This window comes from Pseudarthrobacter sp. RHLT3-21 (assembly GCF_059383495.1).
The window spans coordinates 55,234-75,383 of the sequence record NZ_JBWZCI010000014.1; the positions used below are offsets into that span (position 1 = coordinate 55,234).

The 20,150-nt window shown below is 65.4% G+C and carries 20 protein-coding genes; 17 read left to right on the forward strand and 3 right to left on the reverse strand.

The window, feature by feature from the left end:
- Nucleotides 1-40: 40 nt before the first annotated feature.
- From AC50YA_RS15060 to AC50YA_RS15075, 4 genes are all read left to right on the forward strand, one after another.
- Complete coding sequence (locus tag AC50YA_RS15060) at nt 41-2,959, forward strand: FtsK/SpoIIIE family DNA translocase (protein WP_494983062.1); 2,919 nt, start codon at nt 41-43, stop codon at nt 2,957-2,959.
- Between the two features lie 9 nt (nt 2,960-2,968).
- Nucleotides 2,969-3,604, forward strand: coding sequence for a CDP-diacylglycerol--glycerol-3-phosphate 3-phosphatidyltransferase (gene pgsA / locus AC50YA_RS15065; protein ID WP_494983063.1), 636 nt, complete (start codon nt 2,969-2,971; stop codon nt 3,602-3,604).
- Nucleotides 3,605-3,613: 9 nt separating this feature from the next.
- A complete protein-coding gene (locus AC50YA_RS15070; RefSeq protein WP_494983064.1) occupies nt 3,614-4,093 on the forward strand; it encodes a CinA family protein in 480 nt (159 codons plus the stop codon).
- 152 nt (nt 4,094-4,245) lie between these two features.
- On the forward strand, nt 4,246-4,698 hold the full coding sequence (locus AC50YA_RS15075) for a helix-turn-helix domain-containing protein (protein WP_494983065.1): 453 nt from the start codon (nt 4,246-4,248) through the stop codon (nt 4,696-4,698).
- Nucleotides 4,699-4,773: 75 nt separating this feature from the next.
- Here AC50YA_RS15075 and AC50YA_RS15080 read toward each other — a convergent pair whose 3' ends face one another.
- A complete protein-coding gene (locus AC50YA_RS15080) occupies nt 4,774-5,343 on the reverse strand; it encodes a MarR family winged helix-turn-helix transcriptional regulator (protein WP_494983066.1) in 570 nt (189 codons plus the stop codon).
- A 41-nt stretch (nt 5,344-5,384) separates the two neighbouring features.
- Between AC50YA_RS15080 and AC50YA_RS15085 the strand changes: the two genes are divergently transcribed.
- From AC50YA_RS15085 to dapF, 6 genes are all read left to right on the forward strand, one after another.
- Nucleotides 5,385-5,609 carry a DUF3046 domain-containing protein gene (locus AC50YA_RS15085; protein ID WP_494983067.1) on the forward strand — a complete coding sequence of 75 codons (225 nt, stop codon included), beginning with the start codon at nt 5,385-5,387 and terminating at the stop codon, nt 5,607-5,609.
- Between the two features lie 234 nt (nt 5,610-5,843).
- The gene (gene recA / locus AC50YA_RS15090; protein WP_494983068.1) at nt 5,844-6,902 is read left to right on the forward strand and encodes a recombinase RecA; all 1,059 of its coding nucleotides are present in this window, start codon (nt 5,844-5,846) and stop codon (nt 6,900-6,902) included.
- A 172-nt stretch (nt 6,903-7,074) separates the two neighbouring features.
- Complete coding sequence (locus AC50YA_RS15095; RefSeq protein ID WP_494983105.1) at nt 7,075-7,578, forward strand: regulatory protein RecX; 504 nt, start codon at nt 7,075-7,077, stop codon at nt 7,576-7,578.
- Between the two features lie 77 nt (nt 7,579-7,655).
- Complete coding sequence (miaB, locus tag AC50YA_RS15100; RefSeq protein ID WP_494983069.1) at nt 7,656-9,206, forward strand: tRNA (N6-isopentenyl adenosine(37)-C2)-methylthiotransferase MiaB; 1,551 nt, start codon at nt 7,656-7,658, stop codon at nt 9,204-9,206.
- Nucleotides 9,207-9,209: 3 nt separating this feature from the next.
- Complete coding sequence (miaA, locus tag AC50YA_RS15105; RefSeq protein WP_494983070.1) at nt 9,210-10,106, forward strand: tRNA (adenosine(37)-N6)-dimethylallyltransferase MiaA; 897 nt, start codon at nt 9,210-9,212, stop codon at nt 10,104-10,106.
- A gap of 9 nt (nt 10,107-10,115) precedes the next feature.
- A complete protein-coding gene (gene dapF, locus AC50YA_RS15110) occupies nt 10,116-11,060 on the forward strand; it encodes a diaminopimelate epimerase (RefSeq protein WP_494983071.1) in 945 nt (314 codons plus the stop codon).
- Here the strand turns inward: dapF and AC50YA_RS15115 are convergent.
- Entirely contained in the window at nt 11,041-11,655 is a 615-nt protein-coding gene (locus AC50YA_RS15115) for a class I SAM-dependent methyltransferase (RefSeq protein WP_494983072.1), read from the reverse strand. The genes dapF and AC50YA_RS15115 overlap by 20 nt on opposite strands.
- Nucleotides 11,656-12,099: 444 nt before the next feature.
- On the opposite strand from AC50YA_RS15115, the gene hflX reads away from it, so the two are divergent.
- A complete protein-coding gene (gene hflX / locus AC50YA_RS15120; protein ID WP_494983073.1) occupies nt 12,100-13,665 on the forward strand; it encodes a GTPase HflX in 1,566 nt (521 codons plus the stop codon).
- Nucleotides 13,658-15,715 carry an ATP-dependent DNA helicase gene (locus AC50YA_RS15125; protein ID WP_494983074.1) on the forward strand — a complete coding sequence of 686 codons (2,058 nt, stop codon included), beginning with the start codon at nt 13,658-13,660 and terminating at the stop codon, nt 15,713-15,715. The genes hflX and AC50YA_RS15125 overlap by 8 nt, the downstream gene beginning before the upstream one ends.
- Before the next feature lie 94 nt (nt 15,716-15,809).
- Here AC50YA_RS15125 and lexA read toward each other — a convergent pair whose 3' ends face one another.
- The gene (gene lexA / locus AC50YA_RS15130; RefSeq protein WP_494983075.1) at nt 15,810-16,556 is read right to left on the reverse strand and encodes a transcriptional repressor LexA; all 747 of its coding nucleotides are present in this window, start codon (nt 16,554-16,556) and stop codon (nt 15,810-15,812) included.
- 349 nt (nt 16,557-16,905) lie between these two features.
- Here lexA and AC50YA_RS15135 point away from each other — a divergent pair, with 349 nt between their 5' ends.
- From AC50YA_RS15135 to AC50YA_RS15155, 5 genes are all read left to right on the forward strand, one after another.
- Entirely contained in the window at nt 16,906-17,346 is a 441-nt protein-coding gene (locus tag AC50YA_RS15135) for a LysM peptidoglycan-binding domain-containing protein (RefSeq protein ID WP_494983076.1), read from the forward strand.
- A gap of 77 nt (nt 17,347-17,423) precedes the next feature.
- Nucleotides 17,424-18,542 (forward strand): histidinol-phosphate transaminase, encoded by a 1,119-nt coding sequence (locus AC50YA_RS15140; protein ID WP_494983077.1) that lies wholly within the window; start codon nt 17,424-17,426, stop codon nt 18,540-18,542.
- Between the two features lie 81 nt (nt 18,543-18,623).
- Nucleotides 18,624-19,250, forward strand: a complete 627-nt coding sequence (gene hisB / locus AC50YA_RS15145; protein ID WP_463917492.1) for an imidazoleglycerol-phosphate dehydratase HisB — start codon at nt 18,624-18,626, stop codon at nt 19,248-19,250.
- The gene (gene hisH, locus AC50YA_RS15150; protein ID WP_494983078.1) at nt 19,247-19,978 is read left to right on the forward strand and encodes an imidazole glycerol phosphate synthase subunit HisH; all 732 of its coding nucleotides are present in this window, start codon (nt 19,247-19,249) and stop codon (nt 19,976-19,978) included. Before hisB ends, hisH begins: the two co-directional genes overlap by 4 nt.
- Nucleotides 19,979-20,137 carry a CG2302 family histidine operon protein gene (locus tag AC50YA_RS15155; protein ID WP_201762377.1) on the forward strand — a complete coding sequence of 53 codons (159 nt, stop codon included), beginning with the start codon at nt 19,979-19,981 and terminating at the stop codon, nt 20,135-20,137. It begins immediately after the preceding gene.
- Nucleotides 20,138-20,150 lie beyond the last annotated feature (13 nt).

Here is a 20,150-nt window from a genome sequence, read left to right on the forward strand (position 1 = left end):
ATCCGCGGAAAACCGCGCCAGTTCCGGTACCGTGGCACGTATGGCCACTCGTACTACTCCCGCGCCCCGAGGCACCGCAGGCGGCAAATCCAGCGCCAAATCCGGCAGCTCGGCGGGCCGCGGTGCAGGCGCCACAGCGTCCAGCCGCACCGGCAGCCGGGCCGGATCATCGGCGGCTACTGCACGCACCCGCCAGCTTCCCGCCGTCGAACAGCGGCAGCCCTGGCTCCTGCGCGTTGTAGGCGGCGCCTGGCTGGGCGTGGGACATCTGGTCGGCGGCGGAGTCCGCAGGATCGGCTCCGATGTCAGTGACCTGCCGGCAGAGGAACGCCGCGACGGCGCGGCCCTGTTCAACCTTGCCCTGGGTGTTTTCATCGCCACCTTCGCCTGGTGGGGAATGACCGGTTGGTTCCCCGACGCCGTCTACAGCGTGGTCAACGGCACCTTCGGCTGGATGTCACTGCTTTTGCCGCTGATGCTTTTTGTGTGCGCCTTCCGGCTCTTCCGGCAGCCCGACGACGGCCGGGGAAACAACCGGGTGGGGATCGGTTTCCTCATCATGACCTTTGCCGGCTGCGGCCTTGCCCACGTTGTGGGCGGGCAGCCCACCGTTGCCGAAGGCTTCGACGGCCTCCGCCAGGCCGGCGGTATGCTCGGCTTCCTGGCCGCCTCACCCCTCGCGGCCATCCATGCGGCGGTGCCCGTTGTGGTCTACGGGCTGTTGGCCTTCATCTCATTGCTCATCATTACCGCAACCCCCTTCGGGGCCATTCCACGCCGGCTCCGGGGGGCCTATGAGCACCTCATGGGCCTGGACCTGCAGGAACCCGGCGACGACGGGGCCAGCCACGACCGCAGCTACCTCGAGGAAACGAAGGCAACCCCGGCACCGCGGAAGAAGAAGCGACGCTTCTTTGGCAAGGACGACGAGTCCGACGCCGGGCTGGAAGGCTACGTGGGCGACGAAGCCTTCGAGCACGCCGTCATCGACGGCGACGAGGCCAACGCAAAGCCAGGCCGCGGACCGCGCCCCGCTCCCGGCGTGCGCCGCCCCACCCAGGCGGAAATCGCCGTCGAGAAAATCAAAGCCGCCCAGGGCATCGGCGCTGCCGGAAGAGGTCCGGCGGAGGACAACGCCACCGAGGCCATCCCGCTGGTCACTCCCGGGATGGTGGCCGCGGGCTCACTCAACCCCGTCCCCGCCGTTGCGCAGGTGCCAGCCAAGCCCGTCACACCCATGCCCCTGCCCGCGCCCATTCCGCAGCGGACCGAGCAACTCTCACTGGCGGGCGACGTCACCTACACGCTGCCGCCGTCGGACGTTCTGACCCCGGGCTCCATCCCCAAGGAGCGCACCGAAGCGAACGACGCCATTGTGGCTTCGCTGACCGAGACCCTCAACCAGTTCAACGTGGAGGCACAGGTCACCGGCTTCAGCCGCGGGCCCACCGTCACGCGGTACGAGATCGAACTGTCCCCGGGCACCAAGGTGGAGCGCGTCACCGCCCTGTCCAAGAACATCTCCTACGCCGTGGCTTCGAGCGACGTCCGGATACTCAGCCCCATCCCGGGCAAGTCCGCCATCGGTATCGAGATCCCCAACACGGACCGCGAGACCGTTTCCCTCGGTGACGTCCTCCGCAGCCAGAACGCGCGCCGGACCGACCACCCTATGGTGATGGGTGTTGGCAAGGACGTCGAAGGCGGCTACGTCGTGGCGAACCTCGCCAAGATGCCCCACCTGCTCGTCGCAGGTGCCACGGGCGCCGGTAAGTCCTCGTTCGTGAACTCCATGATCACCTCGATCCTCATGCGGGCAACCCCGGATGAGGTCCGCATGGTCATGGTGGACCCCAAGCGTGTGGAACTGACCGCCTACGAAGGCGTCCCGCACCTGATCACGCCCATCATTACCAATCCGAAGAAGGCTGCCGAGGCCCTGCAATGGGTGGTCCGCGAGATGGACGCCCGTTACGACGACCTCGCCAACTACGGGTTCAAGCACATCGATGACTTCAACAAGGCAGTCCGCGCCGGCAAGGTCCAGCCGCCCGTGGACTCCAAGCGCGTCATCCGGCCCTACCCGTACCTGCTGGTGATCGTTGACGAGCTCGCCGACCTGATGATGGTGGCCCCGCGCGACGTCGAAGACTCAATCGTCCGCATCACCCAGCTGGCCCGTGCCGCCGGCATCCACCTGGTCCTGGCCACCCAGCGGCCCTCCGTGGACGTCGTCACCGGCCTGATCAAGGCCAACGTGCCGTCCCGGATGGCTTTCGCCACGTCCTCCGTCACGGACTCCCGCGTGGTCCTTGACCAGCCCGGTGCCGAGAAGCTGATCGGCCAGGGCGATGCGCTGTTCCTGCCGATGGGTGCCTCCAAGGCCATGCGTGTCCAGGGCGCCTGGGTCACGGAGTCCGAAATCCACAAGGTCGTGGAACACGTCAAGGGCCAGCTCAAAGTCGACTACCGCCACGATGTCGCGCCCGAGGCGCCCAAGAAGCAGATCGACGACGACATCGGGGACGACCTCGAAGTGCTGCTGCAGGCCACCGAGCTGGTGGTCACCACTCAGTTCGGTTCGACGTCGATGCTCCAGCGCAAGCTCCGGGTGGGCTTCGCCAAGGCCGGACGGCTTATGGACCTGCTCGAGTCCAGGGGAGTGGTTGGCCCCTCCGAAGGGTCCAAGGCACGCGACGTCCTGGTCAAGCCGGACGACCTCGCTTCGGTGCTGGCCGCCATGAAGGGCCAGGACGCGCCGGCGGTTGCTGACTCGCAGACGGCGGCGCTCAGCGACAACGCCAACGCGAACATCGCCCAGGGCGGTTATGCGGAAGACCTCGTGCAGGCGGACCTTGACCAGCGCAGCCAGAAGGTTGAGTACTTCGACGGCGCGGACGGCACCTCGGGCGACGACGAGAACGGTTCCGAAGACGCGTGGTCACTCACCGGACGGTAGCCTAGGAGTGTGACTAGCACCGAAGCAACTGCCGCCGGCTCCAGCAGCCCAGGAATCTGGAATCTTCCCAACATCCTGACCATGCTGCGCATCGCCCTGGTGCCGTTCTTCGTCTGGTTCCTCTTCGCCGATGCTCCCGGGCTGAGCAGCGAGTCAGGGCCCTGGCGCTGGGCCGCGGTGGTGGCGTTCGCCGTCGCCATCTACACAGACAAGCTCGACGGCGACATCGCCAGGAGCCGCGGCCTCGTCACCAATTTCGGCAAAATTGCAGACCCCATCGCCGACAAGCTCCTCATTGGCTCAGCGCTGGTGATGCTTTCCATCCTGAATGAACTGCCGTGGTGGGTCACTATCGTTATCCTCGTCAGGGAATGGGGCATCACCGCCCTTCGTTTCTTTGTTATCCGGTACGGTGTGATCCCGGCTTCGCGCGGAGGCAAGCTCAAGACCGTCGTTCAGACAGCCGCGATCTTCCTGTACCTCCTGCCACTCGGCGCGTTGGCACCATGGCTTGTGTGGGTGGCCTTCGCCGTCATGATGGTGGCTGTCCTGATCACGGTATGGACCGGCGTCGAATACGTCCTTGAAGCCCTGCGAATTCGGTCACAGGGCAAACAGGCCGGAAAAACTACAGCTGGCAACTAGGGAGCCGACGTGACCAACCTTCACCACCTGGCGGAACAGGCAGTCAAAAAGGCCCTGGAAACGGGCCGCACGGTAGCGACCGCGGAGTCGCTCACGGCGGGAATGGTCAGTGCCGTTCTCGCTGACACAGCCGGAGCCTCAGGCATGCTCCAAGGCGGCGTGGTGGCCTACCAGAACTCCGTCAAAGTCGACGTCCTGGGCGTTCCGGCAGAGCTGCTGGCCGCCGCCGGATCCGTTGACGGCGCCGTCGCAGCGGCCATGGCGGCCGGGGCCAGGACTGCGCTGCGTGCTGACATCGGCGTCGCCACCACGGGGGTCGCCGGCCCGGAGGAACATGACGGCAACGCGGTGGGGACGGTGTTCATCGGGGTTGCCACAGCGGACGGTGCGTCCTACCTCGAGTACGGCTTCACCGGTAACCGGGCGGAGATCCGCGGACAGGCTTGTGGCGCTGCGCTGGAAAGTCTGATCGCGGCCCTATCTTCCTGAAGCTACCGGGCGTAAAGCTGCCGGGAACAAATCCCGGTGTCCATTAGTTATTACATTGTGTCGCTTCCGGAGAGCGGAGGCGCCTAGGATGAATAAACCACCACGGTTCGCTCCACGGCGGACCGAACTTATGAGGGAGCAAGGCGATACAGATGGTAAAGCAGCCCGTATCCATAAACGGCGTTGTCCGCTGGAAGGATGTGGGCCTCGCCGATCAGGCCAAGAGCGAACAGAAGGAGCGCAAGATGGTTGTACTTCGTCACGAAATCGGTGATGTCCTGCGCGATGTACGCCAGCGCCAGGGACGCACGCTCCGCGAAGTTTCGCACAGTGCCCGTGTTTCGCTGGGCTACCTCAGCGAAGTAGAGCGCGGCCAGAAGGAAGCTTCATCAGAGCTCCTCTCGTCAATCTGCTCAGCCCTGGACGTGCCGCTGTCCAGCATGCTCCGGGAAGTCAGCGAACGTGTCGCCGTCGCCGAGGGCGTTGCAGTTCCGGACACCGTTCCCCAGGAATTCTCACAGCGCTACGGCCGCGACCTTGATCGCGATTTGAGCGCTGAACTCAACAACGAACTGTCCAAGGGCCTGCTTTCCGGCGCACGGTAAGCCGTCCGCAGGAGCCAGACAGGAAGTACAACAAAGCCTCCGGCCATGGGCCGGAGGCTTTGTTGTGTGTGCTGGCTATTTTGCAGTGTCGCCGGCGGACGGGTCTTTTGCGAAGCCGTCGAGTTCAAAGATGGAGTTGAGTTTTGCCATGTATTCGGCGAGGGTCTGCAGTTCCCCGACCGGCCACTCACCCAGTCGCTCACGGAAGTCCTGGCGGCGCGCATCCTGGACCTGGTGCATCTTTTCCTCGCCCTTTTCGGTGAGGCGGATCGATTGCGCCCTTCCGTCCAGGGGATCAGCTTCCTTGAACACCAGCCCGATGCTTTCCAGGAAGGCGATCTGGCGGCTGACGGAAGGCTTTCCCACGCCGATGTTCAGGGCGAGGTCTGTCAACCGGATGGGTCCCTCGCGCCGGATGACCGCAAGCAGGCCGTAGGCCGCCGGCTCCATGTCCGGGTGCACCTGCCGCGAGAGCTGATGGGACACCGAACGGGCACGCCGCCAAAAGAGACTGATTTGGTGCTCCACGGTGTTCAAGGCTTCATCGACGGTGTCCTTGTCGGTACCTGTCTCCACAGGGGACGTCGCGGGAAGGCCTGTCTCAGGAAGACCTGTCGCAGGAGGGCCGTCGGCAGGGTTGCTCATGGCAACAATTCTAGGGTCCGGGACCGTGAGAGACTCTATTGGTGCGGATCAGTGACTATTGGCGGCTTATGGACGACGAATTCGGGGCCGGCTACTCCCGGGTCTTGAGCAGCACCCTGGTCCTGGCCGGGGCCGGTGGGCGCACCGCCGACCAGGCCCTCGCGGCCGGAGCGAGCCCCCGACAGGTGTGGTTGGCCGTCTGCGACGTCCAGGATGTGCCGCCGGAGCGGCGCCTGGGCCGCGACGTCAAACCCCTGCGCGACTGACGTCGCCACCAACGCGTCCGCGTTCTCCAGGCTCATGTGCGCCCCTTTCTGCGCTGACACGCCGCCGGATCTGTTCGAATATCTGTTCGGGTAAAGCTATGCTTTTCGTAGTGGGTTATCCACATAGGCGATGTCATCCGGCCAGAATGTCAGCGGGTGCCATTAGCGTCAGAGATGACCAAGAAATGGCCGCTGAGGCCACTCCAAAGCGAGAAAGCATTAGAGGTGTGAACCATGGCGGCAGCCCCGGATCGTCAAAAGGCGCTCGACGCAGCGCTGGCACAGATTGACAAGCAGTTCGGCAAGGGCTCGGTTATGCGGCTCGGTGATGAAGTCCGTGCCCCCATCGAGGTCATCCCCACCGGATCCATCGCGTTGGATGTGGCTTTGGGAATTGGCGGCCTGCCCCGCGGCCGCGTAGTGGAGATCTACGGTCCGGAATCTTCGGGTAAGACCACCGTGGCCCTGCACGCCGTTGCCAGCGCGCAGCGCCTGGGCGGCATTGCCGCCTTCATCGATGCCGAGCACGCCCTGGACCCTGAATACGCCGCCAGGCTGGGCGTGGATACCGACGCCCTCCTGGTCTCGCAGCCGGATACAGGCGAGCAGGCCCTGGAAATCATGGACATGCTGATTGGCTCCGGCTCGCTGGACGTCATCGTCATCGACTCCGTTGCTGCCCTTGTGCCGCGTGCGGAAATCGAGGGCGACATGGGCGACAGCCATGTGGGTCTGCAGGCCCGCCTTATGAGCCAGGCGCTGCGTAAGATCACCGGCCGCCTGAGCCAGACCAAAACCACCGCCATCTTCATCAACCAGCTCCGTGAAAAGATCGGCGTGTTCTTCGGCTCCCCGGAGACCACCACCGGCGGTAAAGCCCTGAAGTTCTACGCGTCCATCCGCATCGACGTCCGTCGGATCCAGACGCTCAAGGAAGGTGCCGACTCCGTCGGTAACCGCACCAAGGCCAAGATCGTCAAGAACAAGATGGCCCCGCCCTTCAAGATCGCCGAATTCGACATCATCTATGGCCAGGGCATCTCCCGTGAGGGCGGCATCATCGACATGGGCGTTGAGCACGGCATCATCAAAAAGTCCGGTTCGTGGTTCACCTACGACGGTGACCAGCTGGGCCAGGGTATGGAGAACTCCCGCCGGTTCCTGCGCGACAACCCCGAACTGGCAACCGAACTGGAGCGTCTGATCAAGGAGAAGCTTGGTGTCGGGGTAGTCAAGCCCGCCGAATCCGATGACAAAGACACACCGAAGCTGAAGGCTGTTGACGGCTTCTAGGGACGCCCCTGACCTGGCCGCCGGGCAGAGCGCCGGATGGCGCGTGGCCGGACAGGGCGCCGGAGCGGGACGACGGCAGCGGAGGCGGGGCGGCGGACGCCCCGGCTTCGGGCCGGACGGACCCGATCCGGATGCCGCCATCGCCGCAGACGCCGAACCGGATCCCGCGTCCGTGGCGCGGGCCATCGTGCTCCGGCAGTTGACCAGTTCGGCCAAGAGCCGGCTGCAGCTGGCGCGGAAACTGGCCGAGCGGAACATTCCGGAGGATGTGGCGGAAGCCGTCCTGGACCGCTTCCAGGAGGTCCGCCTCATTGACGACGCCGAGTTCGCCGACATGTGGGTGCGCAGCCGGTCGCAGTCTCGGAAGCTCGCCAAAGGGGCCCTCCGGCGCGAGCTCGCGGACAAGGGGATAGACGCGGACACCGCCGCCGCCGCGCTGGAACAGCTTTCCGACGCGGACGAGGAAGTGGCTGCCCGGCTCCTGGTGGAACGCAAGCTCCGGGCAGGCACGGATTTATCGGACCGAGCCGAGCGGGACAAGATCACCCGGCGGTTGGCGTCCATGCTGGCCCGCAAGGGCTATCAGCCGTCGCAAGCGTTCCGGATCGTCGGCGAGGTGCTGGACGCACGTGCGGAGAGCCAGGCAGAGCCAGCGGACAGCCTGCTGGATCCGTAGGCCCGCCGAAGCGGCGCCTGCACCGACCCGGCAACCTGAGCGATCCCGTAGCCGTAGCGACCCGGTACCCTTAACAGGTGAGTTTGACCATTCCTTCCCCCGCATCCGGTACCGCCCCGTCAGCCGACCCTGCCCTCCAGCAGCCCCGTACCTATCAGGTGCGCACGTTCGGCTGCCAGATGAACGTGCATGATTCGGAGCGGATGGCCGGCATGCTCGAGGATGCGGGCTACGTACCGGCCAATGGTGAGCAGGCCGACGTCGTGGTGTTCAACACCTGCGCCGTCCGGGAAAACGCGGACAACAAGCTCTACGGCAACCTGGGCATGCTGGCGCCCGTCAAGGCGGCCAACCCCGGGATGCAGATCGCTGTGGGAGGCTGCCTGGCCCAGAAGGACCGCGAGGCCATCCTCAAAAAGGCTCCCTGGGTGGACGCTGTCTTCGGCACCCACAACGTCGGGGCGCTCCCGGCACTGTTGGACCGGGCCCGGCACAACAACGAAGCGCAGCTGGAGATCCTCGAATCCCTGGACGTCTTCCCCTCCACCCTGCCCACCAAGCGTGACTCGGTGTATTCCGGCTGGGTGTCCATCTCGGTCGGTTGCAACAACACCTGCACCTTCTGCATCGTCCCGGCGCTGCGCGGGAAGGAAAAAGACCGCCGCCCGGGCGACATCCTGGCGGAAATCCAGGCCCTGGTGGATGACGGCGCCATCGAAGTCACCCTGCTGGGCCAGAACGTGAACTCCTACGGTGTGGAGTTCGGCGACCGGCAGGCGTTCTCCAAACTCCTGCGCGCGTGCGGGGCGATCGAGGGCCTGGAGCGGGTCCGGTTCACCAGCCCCCACCCTGCCGCCTTCACCGACGACGTCATTGACGCCATGGCCGAAACCCCCAACGTGATGCCCCAGCTGCACATGCCGCTGCAGTCCGGGTCCGACAAAGTCCTGAAGGACATGAAACGCTCCTACCGGTCCACCAAATTCCTCGGCATCCTGGACAAGGTCCGCGAGAAGATCCCGCACGCCGCCATCTCCACCGACATCATTGTCGGCTTCCCCGGCGAAACCGAGGAAGACTTCCAGGCCACCCTCGACGTTGTGGCGAAGTCACGCTTCGCCACCGCGTTCACCTTCCAGTATTCGAAGCGTCCGGGTACTCCGGCCGCGGACCTGCCCGACCAGCTTCCCAAGGCCGTGGTCCAGGAGCGTTTTGAACGCCTGACCGCACTGCAGGACAGGATTGCCGCCGAGGAAAACGCCACGCAGCTTGGCCGCCGGATAGAGGTGATGGTCACTGCGCATTCAGGGCGCAAGTCCGAAGAAACCCACAGGCTGTCCGGCCGGTCCCAGGATCAGCGTCTGGTGCACTTCTCGGTTCCCGACGGGGCAGAGGCTCCGCGGCCAGGTGACCTGGTCACCGTGACCATCACCGAAGCCGCAGCCTTCCACCTTGTGGCCGACCCGTCGGTGCAGGACTACAGCCTGCGACGCTCCCGCGCGGGGGATGCCTGGGACAGGTCCCAGGCAGATTCGTGCGGCGCTCCCGTGCCGGCTGCCGCAAGCAGTGGCGCCGGCCGGACCGGAGTCTCGCTGGGTATGCCCACGCTGCCGGTCCGGAGCCGCTGACCGGTGGCCCCGCCTCCGGTTATTGCCGTTGTTGGTCCCACGGGGTCGGGCAAGTCCGATCTGGCCGTGAACCTTGCGCTTGAACTGGACGGCGAGGTCATCAACGCCGACGCCATGCAGTTCTATCGCGGGATGGACATAGGCACCGCCAAGATCACGCCGGCAGAACGCAAGGGAGTTCCCCATCACCTTCTGGACATCCTCGACGTCACGGAGGAAGCCGGCGTTTCAGACTTCCAGCAGCAGGCCCGGAGCATCATCTGCGACATCCATGCCCGCGGCAAGCGCGCCATTCTGGCGGGCGGTTCGGGTCTCTACGTGCGGGCTGCCCTCGATGTCCTCGAATTCCCCGGCACGGATCCTGTCCTCCGGGGGCAGCTTGAGGCTGAGCTCGATGAAGTCGGCCAGGACGCCCTCCTGGCGCGGCTCCGGGAGGTGGATCCGGTGTCCGCGGGTCGTGTCTCCGATTCGCGCCGGATCATCAGGGCGCTCGAAGTTCACCAGCTCACCGGCCGGCCCTTCAGCTCCTTTATGCCCCAGCGGGACTATTTCCAGCCTGCTATCCAGATCGGGCTGGCGGTGGACCGCGACGTCCTCCGTGAACGGTTGGCTCTGCGCGTCCACAACATGGTGGACAACGGGCTGCTGGCGGAAGTGCGCCGGCTGGAGGCGGCCGGTCTCCGCGGCGGCAAAACTGCGCCGCGGGCCCTGGGCTATGCCCAGTTCCTGAAAGTGCTCGACGGCGGCTCAACAGTTGCCGAGGCTGCCGAGGACACCATTGTGGCCACCCGGCAGTTCGCCAGGCGCCAGCTCACGTGGTTCCGTGCCGATCCGCGCATCACCTGGCTGGACTGGCAAGCGCCGGACCTTGCGGCCCAGGCCGTGGCTCTCAGCCGGTAATCTAGGACCATGGACGCAACTCCCGCAGAGACCACAGAGCCCGCCTTCCGCACCTTGGGCGGACTCCGCTTCTCCAAGGGACACGGCACAGGCAACGACTTTGTGCTGATCGCTGACCCCGACGGCGTCCACACCATCGACGCCGACCAGGTAGCCGCCCTCTGCGACCGTCACCGCGGGATCGGTGGCGACGGCCTGATCCGAGCCGTCCCCTGCCGGTACCTCTCCGAAGGCCGCGAGCTGCTGCTTAGCAGCCCCGAAGCGGAGTGGTTCATGGACTACCGCAACGGCGACGGGTCCCTGTCGGAAATGTGCGGCAACGGGGTCCGTGTTTTTGTGCACTTCCTGCGTGCCGAGGGCCTGGTTGACCTGCCCGACGGCGGCGCGCTCACCATCGGGACGCGCGGCGGCGTCAAGACCGTGGTCCGGACAGGGGATAGCTACGCGGTGGACATGGGGCCGTGGGAATTCATTTTCCCCGGCGACGCGACCGCCAAAGCCATGGATTCGCTGGTAACCGCGGACGGCTTGGAAGTGCCCCGTCCGGCCCTGTCAGTCAGCATGGGCAACCCGCACACCGTCGTGGCACTGGCGGAACTGTCCGAATTGGAAGCCACCAGGCTCTACACGGCTCCGCAGGTCGATCCGGTGCCTGCCCATGGAACCAACGTTGAATTTGTCGTGCCGTCGGAACCGCTGGTCCACCACGGCATCGGCACCGTCACCATGCGCGTCCATGAGCGGGGCGTGGGCGAAACCCAGTCCTGCGGAACTGGCGCGTGCGCCGCCGCAGTGGCCATCCGGCACTGGGCAGGGGCGGAAGCTCCGGACTCCTGGCAGGTCAAGGTGCCGGGCGGCGTCGTTGGGGTCAAGTTCTTCGCCGGGGCGGGCGGGCACGAGCACGTCGAGCTCAGCGGGCCCGCCGTAATTGTGGCTACTGGGACGCTTTCCTGACCCGAAGGATCCGGAAGGACTTGGACGTGGACTCCCGGCTGACGGTGAACGATGCATCCAGCTCCGTCGAGAGCCAGCGCTGAAGCGAATCCGAGCCCAGGTTCTTCTGAACCACCAGCCACGCGGAGCCGCCCGGCGCCAGCCGCGGCAGCCACATCTTCAGGAGGCCGTGGAGTTCATCCTTGCCGATCCGGATGGGCGGATTGGACCAGATCGTGTCGAAGCGCAGTCCGGGGTCCACGGCGTCCGGAGTGCTGGCCAGCACGTTGCCCAGGCCCAGCAGGGCCGCATTCTCATTGGTCAGCGTGATGCAGCGTTCATTGACATCCACGGCGTACACCTTGGCATGCGGCGCGCGCAATGCGAGGGCCAGGGCAATGGGCCCCCAGCCGCAGCCGATGTCAAGGAGGTTGCCTGTGGGGTCCGGGGCCGGGACCTCAGCCAGGAGCACCGCCGTCCCCTTGTCAATACCATCGGGGCTGAAGATGCCGCCGGACGTCTGCAGCGTGCGCGTCTCGCCGGCCAGTTCCACTGCGAGCGGTTTGCGGGTGAACGGCCCGGCGGGCGATGCGCTGAAATAGTGTGCGGACTCCATAACTGGCCAGATTAGTTGGCCGGGGTGGACAATGCGAAACCGCGGCCTCCGCTTCTGCTAATCTTGAACCCATGTTCTTGATCTTCGAGTAGCCGGCACGGCCGGTGTCCCTCCCGACGCCGCCTGTCCCGAAGCCGTGCCCCGCAGCGATGCAGGTATTAACCTTCCGCGAGTGCGCCACATGAGAAGTCTTTGTGACCTGTTATGCCGCCGGGCAATACTCGAGTGATCTGCCGCTGCCGGTTCCTTGCTGTTTTGCCCGCGCTTTCCACCACTCCACGCATCTGCCGGATGCGAAGACTCCCTGCGCGCCACGGTCCCTGACCGGCGCGCGCAGCAGACCAGGAGGCCCGGATGACTGCAAGCCGTCAGCCCAGCGCGAATACTTCACCACTGACCAACGATCGGCACTATTCTGAAAATGCCGAATCTTCAAAGGAGAACATGACCAGCCAGCCCAACACCGGTTCCGATCCAGCAGCCCAGGACATGAGTCCCGAGGAGATCCAAGCTGTCATCGACCGGATTCTCGCCAAGGACGTACCGGCCAGGAACGTCACCGCCGCAGATGGTGACAAGGCCGTGTTCGGCAGGGCTCAGGCGATTTCCCGCTTGGACGACGAACACAACAGCTACGACGGCGACCAGCAGGACCGGGAGCAACGCCGGGCACTGCGGCGCGTGGCCGGCCTGTCCACCGAACTCGAAGATGTCACCGAAGTTGAATACCGGCAGCTGCGGCTCGAACGTGTGGTCCTGGCCGGGCTGTGGTCCGAAGGCACGTTGGCGGACGCGGAGAATTCCCTGCGTGAGCTCGCAGCTCTTGCCGAAACAGCAGGCTCGGAAGTCCTGGACGGGATGGTGCAGCGCCGTGCCAAACCGGACCCGGGCACGTTCCTCGGTTCCGGAAAGGCCCTTGAGCTCAAGGAAATCGTGATGGCCACCGGGGCTGACACCGTTGTGGTGGATGCCGAGCTGGCACCGTCCCAGCGCCGTAGCCTTGAGGACATTGTGAAGGTCAAAGTCATTGACCGCACGGCCCTGATCCTGGACATCTTCGCCCAGCACGCCAAGAGCCGTGAAGGCAAAGCCCAAGTGGAGCTGGCGCAGCTCGAATACCTCCTGCCACGCCTGCGTGGCTGGGGTGAATCGATGTCCCGCCAGGCTGGTGGCCAGGTGGGCGGCGCGGGCGCCGGCATGGGTTCGCGCGGACCCGGTGAAACGAAAATTGAACTGGACCGCCGCCGGATCCGGACCCGGATGGCCAAGCTGCGGCGGGAGATCGCGGCGATGAAGCCGGCACGGGAAACCAAACGGGCCAACCGCCGTCGTAATTCAGTGCCTTCCGTTGCGATTGCCGGGTACACGAACGCCGGGAAGTCATCGCTGCTGAACAGGCTGACCGACGCCGGCGTGCTGGTGGAGAACGCACTGTTCGCCACCCTGGATCCCACCGTGCGAAAGGCCGAGACCTCCGATGGCCTCGGGTACACCCTGGCGGACACCGTGGGTTTTGTCCGTTCACTGCCCACCCAGTTGGTGGAGGCCTTCCGCTCCACGTTGGAGGAAGTGGCTGACGCGGATCTGATCCTGCACGTGGTGGACGTGTCCCATCCGGATCCCGAGGGCCAGATTGCTGCAGTCCGCAAGGTCTTCAGCGAAGTGGATGCCCGTAAGGTGCCCGAGATCATTGTCCTGAACAAGGCCGATGCCGCTGATCCGTTTGTGGTGGAGCGCCTCAAGCAGCGCGAGCCGCGCCACGTGGTGGTCTCGGCCCGCACAGGTCAGGGGATCGCCGAACTGCTGCAGGCCATCAGTGACGGGATTCCGCGGCCCGGCGTGAAGCTGGAGCTCCTTATTCCCTACGACCGCGGTGACCTGATCAGCAAACTGCACGAGACCGATGCCGAGATCCTGAGCCTGGATCACGGCGAGCACGGTACCCGCGCTTTGGTGATGGTGCGTGAGGGCCTTGCGGCTGAACTGGAATCCTTCATCAACCATGACTGAGGTTGCGGCGGGGGAAGTCAAAAGTACGGCCGGCGAGCAGTTCGTGATCGAATTGCTCGACCGTGCCGTGGCCGGCATGGGCGGTCAAAGCCGCAGCGGGCAGCACGAGATGGCCAGGCAAGTGGCCAGGGCCATCGAAACCGGCGACCACCTCCTGGTTCAGGCCGGAACGGGGACCGGAAAGTCGCTGGCCTACCTGATTCCTCTCATTGCGCACTCGCTCGTGAGCAACAAGCCCACCCTGGTGTCCACAGCCACCCTTGCGCTGCAGACCCAGATTGTGGGGCGCGACCTTCCCCGGCTGCTGAAGACCATCACCCCTGCCCTGGACCGCCCGGTCAAGGTGGCACTGGTCAAGGGCCGCTCCAACTATGTGTGCCAGCACAAGCTCGAAGGCGGGTTCCCTTCTGAGGAACCCGCCGAGGGCCAGCTGTTCTCCCTCGGCGAAGACACCAGCGTCCCGCATTTTGCCGCCGCCCTGGGCGGGCCGTCGTCCCAGCTGGGGAAGGAAGTGGTGCGCCTGCGCGAGTGGGCGGAAAAGACAACCACAGGCGACCGCGATGAGCTGCTGCCCGGTGTTACCGACCGGGCCTGGCGGCAGGTTTCAGTGACGTCAATGGAATGCCTGGGCGCCCAAAAATGCCCCATGGCGGCCGAATGCTTCAGCGAACTGGCGCGCCACGACGCCGCCGAGGCCGACGTTGTGGTCACCAACCATGCCATGCTCGCCGTCAGCGCCTTTGAAGGCCTCGCAGTGCTCCCCGAATACGACGTTGTGGTGGTGGACGAGGCCCACGAACTACAGGACCGGGTCACCGGTGCGGTGTCGGGGCAACTCTCGGTGGCAATGGTCCACGCTGCGGCGTCGGGCGCGCGGAAGCATACGGCCATCACGGTGGATGCCCTCAACGCAGCGGCCGCCAACCTGGAACTCGCCCTGGCCGGCGTGCCCAACGGCCTGCTCCCCAACGGCCTCAACGACGAGTTGCTGGACTGCGTGGACCAGTTGCGTGAGGCCTGCCGCGCTGCCCTGTCCGATTCCAAGGGTGACGGCAGCCAATCGGCCGACGGCGGGCGGCAGCTCGCGCGCTCACGCCTGATGCTGATCCTCGAACTGTGCGAACGGCTCATCGTTGCCCGTGAAAACCGCGAAGTGGTGTGGTTTTCCCGCGCAAGTTCCTTCGACCCGCAACAGGGCTATGCGCAGCCCGACGAGTCTGCGCCTGCCCTGGTCAACATCGCGCCGCTCAGCGTTGCCGGAAAGCTCCGCGAAGGGCTTTTCGCCGGCCACACCGTGGTGCTGACCTCGGCCACGCTTGCCATCGGCTCAGCCTTTGAACCGGCCGCCGGCGGCCTGGGGCTGGTGGGGGAGGGCGCACCGAGCTGGACCGGGATCGACGTCGGATCGCCCTTTGATTATCCCAAGCAGGGGATCCTCTACGTCGCAGGGCACCTCCCCAAGCCAGGCCGCGGGGCGTCTCCGGAGGCACTCGATGAACTTGAGGCACTGATCCGGGCGTCCGGCGGCGGCGCCTTGTGTCTCTTTTCGTCGCGCCGTGCGGCCGAGGAGGCCGCGGAGGCAATGCGTCCCCGGCTCGGCCCCAGCATTCTCTGCCAGGGCGACTCCACCATGACGGCCCTCGTGAAGCAGTTCGCGGACGAGCCCGATACCTGCCTCTTCGGAACGATGTCCCTGTGGCAGGGTGTTGATGTTCCGGGCGGATCATGCCGGCTCGTGGTGATCGACCGCATCCCGTTCCCGCGGCCGGATGATCCGCTGATGACCGCACGGTCCCGCGCCGTTGCGCAGGCGGGCGGAAACGGCTTTATGGCGGTATCGGCGACCCACGCGGCCATCCGCCTGGCCCAGGGCGCGGGCAGGCTGATCCGCTCCACCGGAGACAAAGGCGTAGTGGCCGTCCTCGATTCCCGGCTTGCCACCGAACGCTACGCCGGATTCCTCCGCGCCGCGCTGCCGCCGTTCTGGCCCACCACGGACCGCAAGACAGCGTTTGCTGCCCTGGAAAGGCTGGCCGGGAAGGGCGCCTGACTGAGCGCGGACCCTGCATGGGTCCCACAAGCCAGGCCCTGTCCCGCAGCGGGCTCGCGTCCCATAGCCAGGCCGTGTAGGGCCCGCTCGCGTCCTAGAGCGACCGCAGGACCGAGACGACCTTGCCCATAATCGTGGCGTGATCGCCCAGGATGGGCTCGTACTGCGTGTTCTGCGGCAACAGCCACGTGTGGCCATCGCGCTGGCGGAACGTCTTCACGGTGGCTTCGTCGTCCAGCAGGGCCGCGACGATATCGCCGTTGGCGGCGTCGGCCTGCCGGCGGACCACTACCCAGTCGCCGTCGCAGATGGCAGCGTCCACCATGGAGTCGCCGGCCACGCGCAACATAAAGAGCTCACCCTGGCCCACGAGCTGCCGCGGCAGGGGCATCACGTCTTCCACCACCTGATCAGCAAAGATGGGCCCGCCGGCCGCGATCCGGCCCACCAACGGCACCATGGCGGTGTCCATGGCAGAGGGAAGTTCGGTGACCGTTCCGCCGATCCCGTGCAGGACTGTGGGCTTGGTTGCCCCGTTGGTTTTGGCCGACCCGCCGTCCAGCGTCAACGGCATCAGGACCTCCATGGCGCGCGGACGCTTGGGGTCCCGGCGCAGGTATCCCAGCTTCTCCAGCTGCGACAGCTGGTGGGTCACGCTGGACAAACTCGCCAGGCCCACGGTGTCGCCGATTTCACGCATCGACGGCGGATAGCCGTTGTCATTCACCGAGCGCTGGATGGTTTCGAGGATCTTCTTTTGGCGGGCGGTGAGCCCTTTGGGGGTCCGTTGGGGCTGGCGGCGCTGCGGTGTCGCCTTGCCCTCGGCGGCTGGTGCTGCCATGTTCGCCAATGCCTTTCGGTTGCCTGGATACGCTCCGGCAGCTGGTGCCTGGAACGCCCCGGGGCTGGTGTTGGAGTTGATTGTCAGACCCTGCTGATCAACTACAGGGGTGGTTGTTCTTTGATCCAAACGTAGGCCAGCCACAGGGCTTTTTCAAACATTTGTTCTAGCGAGTCTCGACAATATTCGTTGATAAGTGCTAAAAATGAAGAAGCAAAGTTCGAACATGTGTTCTACTCGTTGCTTGCGGATTCGAATATTCGAATTTATGGACGGCCCAGGCCGGCACCGGCAAGTGGACGCGGAGGGCGCGCCGGGCAGCACAGTATGGTCCAGGAGGGCTCATTTCATGTCAGCTATATCTGCTTCGCAGGACTCGCGTCCGCAGCTCATTTCCGTGCAGGACCTCACCTCGCGGCAGTGGTCCGCACCCGTGTCGACGTCGGGTTCGGCGCCCAGGCAGCGCAGGGAATCCTTGCCGCCGCTGCGCCTGACCCGCAGGGGCCGGGTTGTCCTCATTGGCATCCCGCTGGTGATCCTCGCCGCAATCCTGCTTTCACTGGCAGGTTTCCTCAACGCCCCGGCAAAGGCGGCCGACTCTGCCGCCGACCTGTCGGTGACGCCAACAGTCTCGGTCACAGTGCAGGCCGGACAGTCCCTCTGGACCATCGCCGGTACCGTAGCGCCCGAGCGTGATCCCCGTGATGTCATCGCGGATATTGCTCAGTTGAACAACCTGTCCGCCGGCGGCGTTGTCCCCGGACAGCAACTCTTCGTCCCCACCAAGTAGGTGCCTTCAGGGTCGGGAGCCAGCCGCCGAAGGCCGTGACATTTTCAGGCCGTCTGCTTCGGACCTAAACTGTTCAGGTGAATGACCAGCTAGAGCGTCTGAACAGACTTCCCCTCCGGACCAACCTCCGCGGACTGACCCCGTACGGTGCCCCGCAGCTGGATGTACCTATCTTGCTGAACGTCAACGAAAACACGCATGGCGTCCCGGCGGACGTACGGGCCGCGATCAGCGTGGCCGTGACGGAAGCCGCGGCAGGCCTCAACCGCTACCCGGACCGTGAGTTCACCGAACTCCGGGAAGCGCTTGCCGAATATCTCGGCCACGGTCTTGATGCCACCAACATCTGGGCGGCCAACGGGTCCAACGAGGTCCTCCAGCAGATTCTCCAGGCCTTCGGCGGACCCGGGCGCACAGCCCTGGGATTCCCGCCCACGTATTCCATGTACCCGCTCCTGGCCAGCGGCACGGACACCGGGTACATCGTGGGACAGCGCGCCGATGACTACGGGCTCAGTGCCGAATCGGCCGCGTTGCAGGTCAAAGAGCTTCAGCCCAACATCGTTTTCCTGTGCTCACCGAACAACCCCACCGGCACTGGCCTGGGCCTGGACGTTGTGGAGGCCGTGTACGCGGCCGGCGAGGACAGCCAGACCATCGTGATCGTTGACGAGGCCTACCACGAGTTCGCCCACGACGGAACGCCGAGCGCCCTGACGTTGCTGCCCGGCCGGGAGCGCCTCATTGTGTCCCGCACCATGAGCAAGGCGTTCGCCCTCGCGGGTGCCCGCCTGGGCTACATGGCCGCCGCTCCTGAAGTCACGGACGCACTCCGCCTGGTCCGGCTGCCGTACCACCTTTCGGCCATTACCCAGGCAACAGCCCTCGCCGCCCTCCAGCACCGCACGGCCCTGATGGCCGACGTCGAGGACATCAAGGAGCAGCGCGACCGCATCGTCTCGGAGCTGACCCGCATGGGTCTCAAGCCCGCCGCCTCCGATTCGAACTATGTCTTCTTCGGCGGCCTCGACAGCCCGCATGACGTCTGGCAGCAGTTGCTGGACGACGGCGTGCTGATCCGCGACGTCGGCATCCCCGGCCACCTGCGCGTCACTGCAGGAACTGAGGCGGAGACCACAGCGTTCCTGACGTCGCTGGAACGCATCCTGGCCAGCCAGGCCAAGCTGCCCGTCTAAACTTGAAGTATCGGCGCCGCCGCGCGCCAGCACATCTCCTTCGCTTACGCATCACTGACTTCGCATAAAGGACGTATGACCATGAGTTCCACCGGATCGAACGCTGCCGCGCCCCGGACCGCACGCATGGAGCGTGCCACCAGTGAATCGTCAGTGCTCGTGGAGATCAACCTCGACGGCACGGGAGTGTCGGACATCGACACGTCTGTCCCGTTCTACGACCACATGCTGACGGCGCTGTGCAAGCACTCGCTCATTGACATGACGGTCAAAGCCACCGGTGACATCCACATTGACGTCCACCACACGGTGGAGGACGTTGCCATCACGTTCGGCGAGGTGCTGCGCACTGCCTTGGGCAACAAAGCAGGGATCCGCAGGTTCGGCGAGGCCACCGTGCCCCTCGATGAAGCCCTGGCGCACGCCGTCGTCGATGTCTCCGGCCGCCCCTACCTGGTGCACGGCGGCGAGCCTGCCGGGCAGGAGTACCACCTCATCGGTGGCCACTTCACGGGGTCGCTGACCCGCCACGTCTTTGAGGCCATCACGCTTCACGCAGGCATCTGCCTCCACATGAACGTCATAGCGGGCCGCGACCCGCACCACATCGTGGAAGCGCAGTTCAAGGCCTTCGCCCGCGCCCTGCGCGCTGCAGTCGAACCCGATCCCCGCGTGGAGGGAATCCCCTCCACCAAGGGTGCCCTGTGAGCGGCCAAATCCTCCGGGACGGCGCCGTTGTCGATCCGGCCGCCGGTATGAAGCCCGTATCGCCCGAAGGCAAGCCCACGGTCACTGTCCTGGATTACGGTTCCGGAAACGTCCGGTCCGCCGTGCGCGCCCTGGAACGGGCAGGGGCTGAGGTCATCCTCAGCTCCAAGCCTGAGGATGTGCTTAACGCCGACGGACTGGTAGTACCCGGCGTCGGCGCGTTTGAGACTGTTATGCGCGAGCTCAAGGCCGTGGACGGCATCCGTCTGATCGGCAGGCGCGTGGCCGGGGGCAGGCCGGTCCTGGCAATCTGCGTGGGCCTGCAGGTCCTGTTCGAGGCCGGGGTAGAGCACGGGACGGAAGCCGAAGGCATGGGGGAGTGGCCAGGCAAGGTGGAGCTGCTTCCCGCAGACGTGGTGCCGCACATGGGCTGGAACACCGTGGATGTACCGGAAGGATCCAAGCTCTTCGCCGGCGTCGCGGACCAGCGCTTCTACTTCGTTCACTCCTATGGTGTCCAGGAGTGGAACTTCGACGTGATCCAGCCGCGGATGACCGCACCACTGGTGACCTGGTCAGAGCACGGCGCCCGCTTCATCGCCGCTGTGGAGAACGGACCGCTCTGCGCTACCCAGTTCCACCCCGAAAAATCCGGCGACGCCGGTGCACGGCTGCTGCGCAACTGGGTAGACGGCCTTCGCAAGCCAGCTGCCACGGACGCCGCCTAGATGTGGTCGATTGTCCTGATGGGCCTGGCCGGTGTCCTGGTGGGCGGCGCCCTGTCCTTCAGGCAGCAGCACAAACCGCTTTGGACCCAGGTGGGCTTCTACGTCCTGGCCGGTATGGCACTGCTGGCCGCCTACCTGCTGACACTTCCCGGAACCTAGCCCCACACATTCA